Source organism: Rhizobium leguminosarum bv. viciae USDA 2370 (assembly GCF_002008365.1).
In the GTDB taxonomy this organism is placed as follows: domain Bacteria; phylum Pseudomonadota; class Alphaproteobacteria; order Rhizobiales; family Rhizobiaceae; genus Rhizobium; species Rhizobium leguminosarum.
The window spans coordinates 540,687-553,647 of record NZ_MRDL01000036.1; the positions used below are offsets into that span (position 1 = coordinate 540,687).

Genomic DNA, 12,961 nt, shown 5'->3' on the forward strand with positions numbered 1-12,961 from the left:
ATGGGGTCGGACGAACGTACATCATTTATTACTTCGCACCTGCGGTAATTGTCATACGATTCAAAACGCTAAATAATCACAAAAATCAGTTGCTTACTTGAAATTTCTCGACTACGTTTTTTACAGAAGAGTTCCGAAATAACCGGCCCTCGCCGGCGATACTCAGCGGTCGTTTGACCTCGCTTGAGGAGGATGATGACGTTGTTTGTCCGACTTCGTTTCTTCGCAACGGTGCAGCGAGTGCGTGATCTCGTCTCGATCCGATACCGACCTACGTCGGCAATCTGACGCGTCGTAAACCCTTTGTTCCACTTTTCTAAGATGGTGCTCCCGTGTGGCGCGCCCGAGGTTTGTTATGCAAAAGCAAGCTGTCGTATTCAACGGTCAGGAAGTCGGGATCGCGGTCCCTGTCGAAAACCGCCTCAAATTCATCGCTGTCCGGTTCAATGTCATCGATTTGGACAACAGGCTCTTCGACACGGTTACCGAAATCCGGCGCGCCATTACTGAGCATCTCGCGTCCAGCGGTCGTGCGATCACCTCGCACTGAATGGCAGGAGATATTCTTCTACGTCATGCGGCGTCCGTCATCGGAGGCCGACATGAACGCAATCCCCATCTGCTTCACTACGCTGCCCGATTACGAGAACTCAAAGGTGAAGAATGGTGGACGAAAGAGCATCAGCCGAGGCGGGTTCAATGCCCCACGTCTCAACCATGAAACTCCCGAACACCATCATCGAACTGAATTCTCTCGTGGCTCCGAGGTCGGATGTCGTGTTGATGTCCAAGCTGATCGGCCAGTGCTCAGGGCTCTTGCTTCCTACTCACGAACTTCAAGCTTGTCGCCATATTTCAAGGCGAGCCGACGGCAGTCCTCGCAATTCAACATAATGCCCTCCGCAACGACACTCCGCTGGAACTCCGCGAGTGGAATCCCGCCTAGCCGCCGCAGGACGGGGCGGTTAGAACCGGCGCTCGAACGGCAGTCAGGCGTTCCAAGGCAAAAGAAGCTCAGCGTCGTGCAGGAGTGACCAATCCAGCGGTTCACTAAGGGTTTGAAAACACCGCTCATTTCCTGTAAAATATGCGGGACAGGAGGCGATATAAAGCCGTCGTCCTGTTGACCAGGGGAAGCCGGCGATACGGGCCGCACGGCGCAAAACCCTGGAAAAAGTGGTGGGCCCGGAGGGACTCGAACCCCCAACCAAGCGGTTATGAGCCGCCGGCTCTAACCATTGAGCTACAGGCCCTTGGCGTCGGGTGGCCGGCGCCGTGATGCCGGGGCAATGGTTCCCGCGAGCATCGGTTCGCTCTAACGCAAATTGCAAGGAGCCACAAGCGGGCAGCGCAAGCATCTGTGGACGATGCATAATTCGTGGGCAGCCACTGGAACCTTCTCGCGCGGGCTACACTTATCCAAGTCACATTCCGCATGAAGAGGGCGATCGCAGATGGTGGCTTCGAACAGTGCCGTGGTGCTCATCGTGGAGGACGAGCCGCTGATCCGGTTCAATATCCTCGATGTGCTGGAGGAGGTCGGCCATGTGGCGCTGGAGGCGGCGAATGCCGACGAGGCTCTGGTGGTGCTGAAGGGCAGGCAGGATGTCGATATCCTGTTCACCGACGTCAATATGGCCGGTTCGATGGACGGTCTCCAGCTTGCCAAGCGGGTGAGGGCGATGCGGCCGAACATCGGCATCATCATCACCTCCGGCATGGTGCGGCTCGACCCGATGGCGCTGCCCGCCAATACCGCTTTCCTGCCGAAGCCCTATCTGCACGACGCGCTGATATCGACCATCAATTCCCTGATGACGTAACGGCAATGTCCTGATGACATGGCAGGGGCGCGCAGCCGCAAAACGGGGACTGTTTTTGCGGCTGCGCGCGAGGCGCCGGGAGACATGCTCGTCTTCAGGCGGGCGGAGGGGAACCGCACCCTCAGCTGAAGCTGCTCTTCAGCGCCTCGTTCTCGTGATGGGCTTTCTTTTCGTAGATCGTGAACAGCGCCATCGAGAGGAGATAGGAGAGGAAGGGATCCCCGATCTGCGTGGCGATGTCGCGGGATGCGAGAACATGGCGCTCCAGCGCGCCGATATCCTTCTGCATTGAGGTCTGCGTAGCGGTTTCAGCGAGGCGGTTCATGCTGCCATCTCCAGGAATTGGGTCACGACCGAGCGGGCCGGCACGTGCCTGACATAAAGGGGTAGGGTGAGGCCGAGGGCGGCGCGCATCTTGCGCAGCACGCGGTCCGAGACTTCGAAGGCGCCGCAGCAGACGGGATATTTGCCGTAGCCGTCTGCGCGGCCGAGTTCTTCCACCTCGGCGCCGGCGCGCTTGTAGACGCGCTTGAGGTAGGGCTCGTAGTTGGAGATCATCGTGTGGATGCCGTGATCGAGCGCGCATTCGCAAAGCGCGAGCAGCATCATGGAGAAGGCGCGGCCGGCGTCGATCTCGGGGAAATCCTTGGCGATCGCCTCCTCGTCGATGCACATGCGCGTGCCTTCCCAGATGCCGGGGGCGATAAGATCGGCGGCATCAGGGAACGTCTCGCGGAAGACGTCGTAGAGAAGGGTCGGGCCGGTCGTCGGCATCAGGCGCATGCCGCCATAAAGACGGGTGCGGCTGTCGTTGCACCAGACGAGATAGGCGGGAGCAAGCGAATCGTAGCTGTCACGTTCGTAAGGGCCGATGACAGGAACGTCCCAGCAGAGCGTATCGGCGAAGACCTTCTTGCGCAGACGAAACATCTGGTCGAGTACGGCAGCGTATTTCTGATACTCATGTGCCTGAATGATAACGAACATTTTGCCCTCCAGCGTTTTCAAGTTCGTGGAAAGCAGAATGGTTCAGGCGAGCCGGATCGGAAATTCCCTCAGATAGGCCCCCCCAGATGAGGGGGATCAGAGCATGTCGCGCAAAAGTGTGCAGCGGTTTTGCGATAACGACATGCGCCAAAACAAAGACTGAAAGCGCGAGGAGCGAATCTGAAAGATCGCGACCCGCTTTAGAGCGCCGTGCGTCCGTTTGGACGCACAAAGGGCTAGGGATTGATGATGCGCAATTGAACAGCCCGCGACGCGGCGGCCGAGATCGTGGCGCAGCCGAGCTTGAAGCGGGCGGTCTTCAGGTAATCGCGTGTGGTATGCTCTGATATGCCCAGGATGACCGAAATATCCTTGTAATCCTTGCCGAGGGCGGTCCAGTGCAGACACTCGATCTCGCGCGGCGACAATGCCGGCACCGGATCGTTTTCGCCATGCAGCTCATAGACGGCCTTGCGGTGGATCAGATGGGCGATCTCGATCCACTCGTTGCGGCAGCGGCGCACGAGCTCGGTCCATTCGTCGGCCGGTATACGGGCATTCAGCGACAGCAGGGCGCGGCGCTGCGCCTTGTCGGCGACGGGGATGGAGTAGCCATTGCCACCGATGCCGTGTTTCTGGGCGTCGACCAGCATGGCATAGGCCTCCGGCGTCGGTTCGACCTCGCTCCAGTCGAAGGGCAGCTGGCGTTCGAAGCCCTGCTTGACGATCGGATCGACCTTCACATAGCTGTTGAGGAGGTAGCGGGAAACCCAGGCATCCGGATAGGTGGTGCGCACGAAGGGCGAATCGATCTTGCTCGCGATCGTCTGGGCGAGATGGTAGGTGACGAAATCGAGGTTATATTCCGCCTGGAGAATACGGATGGCGGCATCCACGTTGGCCGCCGCCTTGATCTGTTCGAACGCGGACTCGAACTTTTCGCTATAGGTATTCTCAATCATTTCCACTGCCCCAATTCCCTCAATCCTACCGCGAGGGCCGTCACAAATACAAGGCATCCCCACATATGCGGGGAATGACAATCCGGGTCCCATCTGCTAGCGCCTGTGATGAGGAGACCTCATATGGACAGCAAGAGACCATTCGAGATTGCCGAATGCCAACAGGCCGCCAAGGGCCTGAAATCCAGCTGGCAGGACATGGCAGGCTCCGAAGCGCTGATCCGCGCCCTCGTTGCCGAACGCAATGGCGACAGGCCGCTGGCGTTGTTCTGGACCGAGGTTCACCGGGCGCTCTGCCAGGAAACCAACGCTTTCTGACGATCGGCCTTCCCGAACGGCTCAGCCCTTTCTCCGCAATTTAGGCGGGCCACCCACGCCGGTCGGCAGGGAAATCCCACCGCCTTTCTGCTCTGCAAAATTGCCAATGAACACGTCTTCATTCATGTCGTGATTCGATTTGGCGGCGAAAGGATCGGACGCTGCGTTCTGGATATATGGTTAAGAAATCCGCATTAATTTATGGATTTGTGCCAAAACGGTTGACGGAGCGTTTGCGGCAGGAGCAAGGGTGCTTGTGGAAACGGTTACACTCCTCACCTGTACCGCCACTGGCTGCAGACTGTTTCGACTGTCATCACCGATGTGTGAAATGGAATGACTGAAAAGCGCGTGCATCTGGTCTTCAAGACCCATCTCGATATCGGCTTTACCGACCATGCCGAGAAAGTCCGCCGGCAATATCACGAGCGCTTCATTCCGCAGGCGATCGAGACGGCCAGGCATTTTCATGCCGAAAATCCCGAAGAGCCGAAATTCATCTGGACGACAGGCGCCTGGCTGATCTGGGACCATCTGAATTCGCGCTCGGCGGGAGAGGTCGCAGCGCTGGAGCAGGCGATCGAGCGCGGGCAGATCCGCTGGCACGGCCTGCCGTTCACCACGCATACGGAGCTGATGTCGCCGGATCTCTTTCGGGCCGGGCTTTCCTATTCGCAGGAGCTCGACCGGCGTTTCGGCAAGACGACGATCGCGGCGAAGATGACCGATGTGCCTGGCCATACGCTCGGCATGGTGCCGTTGCTTGCCGAGGCGGGCATCCGCTTCCTGCATCTCGGCGTCAATACGGCCTCACCGCCGCCCGATGTGCCCGACATCTTCCGCTGGCGGGTGCCCGGCGGCGAAGAGGTGGTCGTCATGTACCAGCGCTCCTATGGCGAGACCTGTTTCCCTGATGGTTTCGAGGATGGCCTGAGCTTTGCCCATACCAACGACAATATCGGGCCGCAGAGCGTGCCGCAGACGGCCGAGGCCTATCGCGAATTGCGCGCCCGTGAGCCGGATGCGATCATCCGCGCAGCAACGCTCGAGGATTACGGCGCCATTCTCTGGAGCGAGCGTGAGCGTTTTCCTGTGGTCGAGCTGGAACTCGGCGACAGCTGGATCCATGGCAGCGGCAGCGATCCGGTGAAGACGGCGCGGTTTCTCGCGCTGCAGCGGCTCTACGACCGCTTCGCGGCGGATGGTCTCGACGCGCGGCGTCTTGCCTTCGGGCGCGGGCTGGCGATGGTGGCCGAGCATACCTGCGGCGTCGATATCAAATCCTATCTGCGCGACGACAAGGCGTGGTCGCGGGCCGATTTCGAGGCCGCACGCCGATCCGATTATCGCTTCGCCTATACCGAAGCCTCATGGGACGAGCAGCGGGCCTATCTCGACCAGGCGATTTCGGAGCTCGACGAGACGGACCGGAAGGCGGCCCAGGCCGTGCTCGCCGAACTCGCCACGCCTGCCGTCATCGAGGGCGGTGGGCGGGAGCTCCGCTTGCAGGCCGGTGGCTGGTCGATCGCGCTCGACGGCGTGAGCGGCGATATTGCCGAAATTACCTCGCCTTCCGGCAGGACGATCACCGGCCGCGACGGCTCGCTGATCGCCTATCGATACGAGAGCTACGATGCCGGCGACATCAACCGTCACATGCAGACCTATCTGACTCATCGGCAGGAATGGGCGATACTAGACCATGACAAGCCGGGGCTTGCCCGGTCGGGGGCGGCACTTTCGAAGATTTTTCTGCCGGTGCTGGAAGCGACTGATGAGGCGGGCATCCTTCTGTCGATGCCGGTCGAGGCCGTGCAGAAATATGGCGCGCCGCCGCATGTGATGCTGCATTTCACCGCCGAGGGCGATCGTCTTGATCTGCGTCTGACGTTGCTTGACAAGCCGGCCAACCGCATGCCGGAGGCAAGCTTCCTCTCCTTCACGCCTGATCGTGCCGCGGAGTGGAATTTCCGCAAGATGGGCCTCTGGCATCGATCGGGGAATATTGCGACGAGCGGCGGCGGACAATTGCAGGCGGTGACATCGGCACGCGGTGATCTTGCCGATGGTCCGCTGACAATCGAAACCTTCGATGCGCCGCTCGTTGCGCCGCAAGGCTCAGATTTCATGACGTTTTGCAGGACGTTGCCGGATTTCACCGCCGGCATCCGTTTCAATCTGCACAACAATAAATGGGGAACCAATTTCCCGATGTGGTGGCAGGGAGATTTTCAGGCGCGTTTCCGGTTAAGGCTCGACTGAGTCACCCCTAACGGGGATGCGATCCCGCGGGGATTTGCCGCTCGACCCGGTACGGATTGAGCCGTCCGGGCCGAGACAGGAAGCGGTTCAGCCGACGCTTGCCGATCGGCCGAGCCAGCCGGTGCATAGCGCTTCGGGCTGCCTCGGGCGAAACTTCAGTACTTCGCGACCGTCGGAAGAGGCCTTCGTGCGCTCCAGTGCATCGCGTTCGGCAACTGCCTGGCGCCAGTGTTCGTCGTCGCGGCCGTGAGGACGGCCCTGTTCCTCCCAGATCGCGTAAGCTCTTTTGCTGATCCATTCGTGGCGTCTATTGCTCATCTATCCATTCCACTCGTCTAAAGTATTATTCGGCAATTTTGTCCTGCAGAACCGGTGGCCGGCGTTTGGCTGCCATCAGCAGGTCGAGTTCGATCGAGGAGGGTCCGAAACGGGTGAAAAGACTTTCGGCCTGATCGCCATGCAGGCCATATTTGGAGGCGAATTCGTCAAGGCTATAGGGGCGGCCGCGCAGGATTCTGCTTCGGCGCTCCGGTTCATGGATTTGCGTCATTGGTGATAACCCCAGACTGTTTTGCGAATGTGAGAACAAAACAAATTACAGAGACAAAAGTTCCGTGAATTTTCAGGGTTTTTTCGCCTCGGCGTGCCATTCCGGAGCGATCTGAAGCGGCTGGCATAGATTTTTAAGAATGCGGGACGCTCAGAAAATTTCGCCTAAAACATGCAGAAATATCAGGGTGTTATGGAATTCGTTTCCGCAGCGGTTGATAAATGGGCTTTACCCCGGCGCGTTACTCTATAGAATCAATCGTGTTATTCGGTCCGCAGGGGCAAATATTCGTTCCCCGCGTTGATGCCGACCGATACCGGAGGACTTGGCTTCAATCCAACAAGAGGAGACAGACATGATGAATGCACTGCCGCCACTTCATAACGGCCACGCGCCGTTTACCCTCCAGCAGCTGTTTCGCGAAGCGCTCTATGCCTTTGAGGAATGGGACAGCGAATTGACCGAGCCGATCGTGACCCACGAAGGAAGGGTCATTCCAATCAGCTTCGTTTTCGAAGCCATGCGCGAATGCACCGACATCGTGCCGATGAACATTGTCGGCGCCGTCACTGAACGGCTGACCAAGCCGTGGGAGGGCGAAGGCCCGCTCGACCAGATGACCTTCTCCACGGCGGCGCGCGTCATGCGCGTGCTGGTGCGCAAGCGCCTTCTCGCCACCGGTGCCGTGGATCTCGTTGCCGTTTCGGCCCACGCGTCCGAAGACCAGAGCCGCGACTGACAGGATGAGGATCGCGGCCATGGCTGCGATCCTTTTCCGCTTCCTGGCGGAACCTCACCTATTCCCAACCGTTTAATTCGGCAGGCACGGCCCGCCGCTACAGCGCCGCTGTGGCACTTTGAATTGCCGCATAATTCTATCCTTAAATCGATCCCGATCTAAGGAATTATGCAGTCGTGACGGGCGAGGAATAAGTACCATGCTAAAATCCATCGTTCATGAAATCATGGGCACACCGAGGCGTGAGCCTGACCTTCCGCAATCGCTCGAGCAGTTTCGCGACAGGAAGCGGGTGCTGATCATCTTCGCCGATGCGCAAGACGACCGCGCGCTCATTCAGGACGAATGGCTGCGCAAGGCGCATATGCGCCTCATCGAAGAAGACGTCGAAGTGTTCAGCATTGCCGGCGGCGGCGCGTTTGCGCTGTTCGACGATGACTGGGAACTCGATGCCGACGATATTCGCGAGCGGCTGCAGGGGCCGCCGACCGGCGAGTTCGGGTTGATCCTGATCGGACGCGACGGAACCGTGAAGCTGCGCTCGATCGAGCCAATGACCGCGGAGGATATCTTCGCGGCCTTCGAGATGTTGCCGAAGAAGACGCCTTGGTAGTGTTTCGAGATTCCGTTTGAAGCGGAGCGCGGTGGAGCATCCGCCCCGCAGCTTTTGCATGTTCAGAGTTCGAAAGCTTCCTTAAGGCCCAGACTCTTGCGTTCACGCAGGTCGAGATCGGCCTCGATATGGGCGATATGATGCAGCATCAGCTGGCAGGCACGGTCGAGTTCGTTGGCTTCGATCGCCGAGATGATGTCACCATGTTCGGAGTGGCCGCAGCTCGATGCGGTCGACTGCCCGTAGAGCGCAATCACCAGGGAGGAGCGGGCGACGAGTTCCTCCATGAAGCGCTGCATGATCGAATTGCCTGATATGAGCGCCAGCGTCAGGTGAAAATCGCCCGATGCCTTGATTTCGGCGCGGCGCGCCGTCTGGCCGCGCTCGCTCATCAGGCGGCCTTCTTCCAGCAGAAGCTGTCTCAGATGCGCGATGTCATCAGGCGTGATCCGCGCCGCGGCCTCGCGCAATATGCCGGGTTCGACCAGGCGGCGGGCGGAAAAGATCTGGCGAGCCTCTTCCGGCGAGGGATAGGCGACGAAAGCGCCACGGTTCTTCTCGACGCTGACGAGGCCTTCATAGGACAGCGCCTGCAGGGCGGCGCGCGCGAGCGTGCGGCTGACGTTGAAGAGATTGCCGACATCGCTCTCCGAAAGCTTGGTGCCGGGCGAGAGCCTGCGCTCGACAATCGCTTCACGAATGGCATCGCGGATCTGTTGCGCGCCTGTTTCGGCGGAGTCTTCGGCTTGCTGAGCCTTGGCGGCGGATTTCATGAAAATCGATTTCCTGATGACGAGAAACCATATCCGTGTTCGCGGCAAAAGTTAAACGGAATTTGTGCCCGAAATGATGGCAATATTGTATACGATTTTCTGCACAAACTGTGCACGATAGCCTAAATCATGTGCAGATTTCGTTGTGCATATAATTTGCTCTCGCAAGTTTTTCGTCGAAAAAAGCCTGATTTCGCAATGGCTTGACGCGAGCAACGGAGTTTGGCACGGCAGATGCATCGTCTTTTCCGAACAGGGGAAGGCATGATGTCGAAAGCGGCAGAGATCGATATAGTATCCGTTTCGAAGGTCTATGGCGCGACGACGGCGGTCCATGCGATCAGCCTGAAGATTCCGGCCGGCTCCTATTGCTGCTTCCTCGGCCCGTCGGGCTGCGGCAAGACCTCGACGCTGCGCATGATTGCCGGTCACGAGAGCATCTCGTCGGGCGATATCAGGCTTGGCAATGTCGTCGTCACCGATTTTCCGCCGGCCAGGCGCGGCACGGCAATGATGTTCCAGTCCTACGCATTGTTTCCACATCTCGACCTGATCGACAACGTCGCCTTCAGCCTGAAGATGAAGGGCGTCGACAGGCAGGAGCGGCAGGCCAAGGCGCTCGAGATGCTGAAGCTGATGCAGATGGAGGCCTATGCCAACCGGCGTCCGGCCCAGCTTTCCGGCGGCCAGCAGCAGCGCGTGGCGTTGGCGCGCGCGCTGATCACCGATCCGGAAGCGCTGCTGCTCGACGAGCCGCTGTCGGCGCTCGATCCGTTCCTGAAGATCCGCATGCGCGCCGAACTCAAGAAGCTGCAGAAGTCGCTCGGCATCACCTTCGTGCACGTTACCCATAGCCAGGAAGAGGCGATGGCGCTCGCCGACGTCATCGTCATCATGAATGATGGCCGGATCGAGCAGGCGGCCGCCCCGCGCGAGGTCTTCGAACGGCCGGCGACTGCCTTCGTCGCGCGCTTCATGGGCGACCACAATGTGCTGTCCGGCCGGGTGACTTCGAGCGAGAACGGCGTGCTCGTCATGACCGTGCCGGAAGGGCAGAGCTTTTCCGTGCGCGGGACGGACAGGGAGGTCGGCGAGCCTGTCGATATCGGTATCCGCACCGACCGCGTGCGCCTACAGGTGGCGACCGAATGGACGCTCGGCTTCGACGGCATCGTCTCCAACATCGAATATCGCGGCTCTTCCGTGAAGATCACCGTTATCGGCGCGGGAAGCGACGATTTCACCGTCATTGCCGACGACGGCGACTATTTCGCCCGGCCGGTCGCCGTTGGCGACACCGTCTCGCTCAGCTGGGCGCTCGAAGATGCCGTGCTTCTCGGCCGCTCTTCCGCATGAGCCATCACCATCAAGAACACTGAACCTTCTATCCAAGAAAAGGGGAACTGACATGACGACTGAAACGACATCGACCAAAGCGGAGAAGGGACTTTCCCGTCGCACGCTGCTGAAGACGGGTGCTGCCGCCGTCGGCGCCATCGCCGGCTCCGGCGCCATCACCGGCTTTCCCACAATCTGGGCGCAGACGAACATCACGCTTCGCCAGTTCGGCACCGGCGTTTCGAACATCAATGCCATCGCCGAGAAGTGCAAGGCCGATCTTGGCATCACGCTGGAGATGACGGCAACCGATTCCGACGCCGCCGCCCAGCGCGCCGTCACCCAGCCCGACAGCTATGACATTGCCGACATCGAATACTGGATCGCCAAGAAGGTGTTCCCGACCGGCGTCATGCAGCCGATGGACGTCAAGAAGCTGAAATATTACGACAAGATCGTGCCGCTGTTCATCAACGGCAAGCTGAAGCCGGAAAGCGTCATCGCCCAGGGTACGGCGCCGCACACGGTCGGCTTCGTGGAGGCGCAGGGTTCCAAGAAGTTCGCCAAGGAGCCGACGCAGTGGATGACGATGGTTCCGACCATCTACAACGCCGATACGCTTGGTATTCGCCCCGACCTCACCGGCCGTCCGATCACCAGCTGGGCCGATATTCTCGATCCGGCCTTCAAGGGCAAAACCGCGATCCTCAACATCCCGTCGATCGGCATCATGGATGCGGCGATGATCATGGAAGCCTCCGGCAAGATCAAATATGCCGACAAGGGCAACATGACGAAGGAAGAAATCGACAAGACGATCGACTTCCTGATCAAGACCAAGGGTGACGGTCAGTTCCGTGCCTTCTGGAAGTCGTTCGACGAAAGCGTCAACCTGATGGCCTCGGGCGAAGTCGTCATCCAATCGATGTGGTCGCCGGCCGTCGCCGCTGTCCGTTCGAAGGGCATCGCCTGCACCTTCCAGCCGCTCAAGGAAGGCTATCGCGCCTGGGGCGGCGGTCTCGGCCTTGCCTCGCACCTCAAGGGCGCGCAGCTCGATGCCGCCTATGAATACATCAACTGGTACACGTCGGGCTGGGTCGGCGGCTACCTCAACCGCCAGGGTTACTATTCCGCCTGCATGGACACCGCCAAGGAATTCATGTCGGCCGACGAATGGGGCTACTGGATCGAGGGCAAGCCGGCGCAGGGTGATATCCTGTCTCCCGAGGGCAAGGTCATGGAGAAGGCCGGCGCCGTTCGCGACGGCGGTTCCTTCGAAGCCCGCATGGGCGCGGTTGCCTGCTGGAACTCCGTCATGGACGAGGACCGCTACATGGTCCGTCGCTGGAACGAGTTCATCGCTGCCTGATCTCCGCAGAGAGGGTGGAGAGCCACTGTCTTTGGCGATGCTCAAGACGTGGCTTCGCTCCGCCCACTCACCTGCCCTTCGGGCATCTGACCGGGGTCGACCCACGGGTCTCGACCCGTCCTTTGGACCCCCGCTGGGGAGAAGAGGGAGTTCGCGGTTTGGCCGCGAGACGAAACTGAGGTGCGCGGTGGCTTAGGTGCCGCCGCGATTCTTTTCTCCTCGGCGGGGAGAAGGTGCCGGCAGGCGGACGAGGGGCGGGGCACGAGCCCTCGGTCGTCACGCTTGACAATGAGACAACGGAGAACCGGATCATGGCGACCATCGCGGCGGAAACGGAGGAGGACGGCCAAGGCGCGCGCGGCGGGCGCGGACTGAGGCTTTCCCCATCGGCGATATCCTATCTCCAGGCGACGCCGCTGTTCGTCATTCTCGGCTTCTTCTTCCTGCTGCCGATCGCCATGATCGGCGTCGTCAGCTTCTGGGACTACGATTTTGCCGGTCTCTATCCCGATTTCCTGACAATGAACTACACCGACACGCTCGGTTCGTGGGTGACGTGGAAGACCTATCTTAACACCTTGAAATTCACTGCGATTGTCTGGTCGCTGACGCTCGTCATCGGCTTCTGGGTCGCCTATTTCTTGGCCTTCCACATTCGCAAGACTTCGACGCAGATGATCCTCTTCCTCGTCTGCACCGTGCCGTTCATGACGTCGAACATCATCCGCATGATCTCGTGGATCCCGGTGCTCGGGCGCAACGGCCTGGTCAATTCGACGCTGATCAATATGGGTATCATCCCCAAGCCGATCGAATGGCTGCTCTATTCCGATTTCGCTGTCGTGCTCGCCATGGTGCATCTCTATACGCTGTTCATGGTGACGCCGATCTTCAACACGCTGATGCGTATCGACCGATCGTTGTTCGAGGCGGCGCGCGATGCCGGCGCCTCCGGCTGGCAGGTGCTGTGGAATGTCGTCATCCCGCTTGCCAAGCCCGGCATGGCGATCGGCACGATCTTCGTCGTCACGCTTGTCATGGCTGATTTTTCGACGGTGCAGGTGATGTCCGGCGGCCAGAGCGCCTCGGTGGCACTGATGATGAAGAACCAGATGTCGCTCCTGCAATATCCGGCGGCTGCCGCCAACGCCGTGGTGCTGCTTGCCGTCGTGCTCCTGATGGTCGCGGCCATCCTGCGTGTCGTCGACATCCGCAAGGAGCTTTGAG

15 protein-coding genes and 1 tRNA gene are annotated in these 12,961 nt (G+C 59.7%); 9 read left to right on the forward strand and 7 right to left on the reverse strand.

All coding sequences use genetic code 11. From position 1 onward, the window contains the following. Window positions 1–355: 355 nt before the first annotated feature. The gene (locus BS629_RS17525; protein WP_003577126.1) at window positions 356–550 is read left to right on the forward strand and encodes a hypothetical protein; all 195 of its coding nucleotides are present in this window, start codon (window positions 356–358) and stop codon (window positions 548–550) included. Window positions 551–1,177: 627 nt separating this feature from the next. Here the strand turns inward: BS629_RS17525 and BS629_RS17535 are convergent. Further along, window positions 1,178–1,253 (reverse strand) — tRNA-Ile (locus BS629_RS17535). A 201-nt stretch (window positions 1,254–1,454) separates the two neighbouring features. Between BS629_RS17535 and BS629_RS17540 the strand changes: the two genes are divergently transcribed. Then, window positions 1,455–1,823 (forward strand): response regulator, encoded by a 369-nt coding sequence (locus tag BS629_RS17540; protein ID WP_018242932.1) that lies wholly within the window; start codon window positions 1,455–1,457, stop codon window positions 1,821–1,823. A 121-nt stretch (window positions 1,824–1,944) separates the two neighbouring features. Here the strand turns inward: BS629_RS17540 and BS629_RS17545 are convergent, their stop codons facing one another. The 3 genes from BS629_RS17545 to BS629_RS17560 form a co-directional block, all read right to left on the reverse strand. After that, complete coding sequence (locus tag BS629_RS17545) at window positions 1,945–2,148, reverse strand: hypothetical protein (protein ID WP_018242931.1); 204 nt, start codon at window positions 2,146–2,148, stop codon at window positions 1,945–1,947. After that, complete coding sequence (locus BS629_RS17550; RefSeq protein ID WP_018242930.1) at window positions 2,145–2,810, reverse strand: acyl-homoserine-lactone synthase; 666 nt, start codon at window positions 2,808–2,810, stop codon at window positions 2,145–2,147. Before BS629_RS17550 ends, BS629_RS17545 begins: the two co-directional genes overlap by 4 nt. A 236-nt stretch (window positions 2,811–3,046) precedes the next feature. After that, window positions 3,047–3,772, reverse strand: coding sequence for a LuxR family transcriptional regulator (locus tag BS629_RS17560; RefSeq protein WP_018242929.1), 726 nt, complete (start codon window positions 3,770–3,772; stop codon window positions 3,047–3,049). A gap of 123 nt (window positions 3,773–3,895) precedes the next feature. On the opposite strand from BS629_RS17560, the gene BS629_RS17565 reads away from it, so the two are divergent. Both BS629_RS17565 and BS629_RS17570 read left to right on the forward strand, forming a co-directional pair. Further along, window positions 3,896–4,090: a hypothetical protein gene (locus tag BS629_RS17565; RefSeq protein ID WP_018242928.1), complete on the forward strand. Its 195-nt coding sequence runs from the start codon at window positions 3,896–3,898 to the stop codon at window positions 4,088–4,090. Between the two features lie 336 nt (window positions 4,091–4,426). Continuing rightward, the gene (locus BS629_RS17570; protein ID WP_018242927.1) at window positions 4,427–6,352 is read left to right on the forward strand and encodes a DUF5054 domain-containing protein; all 1,926 of its coding nucleotides are present in this window, start codon (window positions 4,427–4,429) and stop codon (window positions 6,350–6,352) included. A gap of 87 nt (window positions 6,353–6,439) precedes the next feature. On the opposite strand, the gene BS629_RS17575 is transcribed toward BS629_RS17570, so the two are convergent. Together BS629_RS17575 and BS629_RS17580 are read right to left on the reverse strand one after the other, a co-directional pair. Then, window positions 6,440–6,670 carry a DUF2934 domain-containing protein gene (locus BS629_RS17575; protein ID WP_018446600.1) on the reverse strand — a complete coding sequence of 77 codons (231 nt, stop codon included), beginning with the start codon at window positions 6,668–6,670 and terminating at the stop codon, window positions 6,440–6,442. 25 nt (window positions 6,671–6,695) lie between these two features. Continuing rightward, entirely contained in the window at window positions 6,696–6,902 is a 207-nt protein-coding gene (locus BS629_RS17580) for a hypothetical protein (RefSeq protein ID WP_018242926.1), read from the reverse strand. A 355-nt stretch (window positions 6,903–7,257) separates the two neighbouring features. On the opposite strand from BS629_RS17580, the gene BS629_RS17585 reads away from it, so the two are divergent. Both BS629_RS17585 and BS629_RS17590 read left to right on the forward strand, forming a co-directional pair. Further along, entirely contained in the window at window positions 7,258–7,641 is a 384-nt protein-coding gene (locus BS629_RS17585) for a BRA0787 family protein (RefSeq protein WP_018446599.1), read from the forward strand. A gap of 199 nt (window positions 7,642–7,840) precedes the next feature. Then, the gene (locus tag BS629_RS17590) at window positions 7,841–8,254 is read left to right on the forward strand and encodes a DUF4174 domain-containing protein (protein WP_018242924.1); all 414 of its coding nucleotides are present in this window, start codon (window positions 7,841–7,843) and stop codon (window positions 8,252–8,254) included. A 62-nt stretch (window positions 8,255–8,316) separates the two neighbouring features. On the opposite strand, the gene BS629_RS17595 is transcribed toward BS629_RS17590, so the two are convergent. Continuing rightward, window positions 8,317–9,027, reverse strand: coding sequence for a GntR family transcriptional regulator (locus BS629_RS17595; RefSeq protein ID WP_018242923.1), 711 nt, complete (start codon window positions 9,025–9,027; stop codon window positions 8,317–8,319). 267 nt (window positions 9,028–9,294) lie between these two features. On the opposite strand from BS629_RS17595, the gene BS629_RS17600 reads away from it, so the two are divergent. From BS629_RS17600 to BS629_RS17610, 3 genes are all read left to right on the forward strand, one after another. Further along, on the forward strand, window positions 9,295–10,383 hold the full coding sequence (locus tag BS629_RS17600) for an ABC transporter ATP-binding protein (protein ID WP_020493400.1): 1,089 nt from the start codon (window positions 9,295–9,297) through the stop codon (window positions 10,381–10,383). Between the two features lie 52 nt (window positions 10,384–10,435). After that, entirely contained in the window at window positions 10,436–11,734 is a 1,299-nt protein-coding gene (locus BS629_RS17605; protein ID WP_018074083.1) for an ABC transporter substrate-binding protein, read from the forward strand. Window positions 11,735–12,045: 311 nt separating this feature from the next. Beyond that, window positions 12,046–12,960 carry an ABC transporter permease gene (locus BS629_RS17610; protein WP_018242921.1) on the forward strand — a complete coding sequence of 305 codons (915 nt, stop codon included), beginning with the start codon at window positions 12,046–12,048 and terminating at the stop codon, window positions 12,958–12,960. Window position 12,961 lies beyond the last annotated feature (1 nt).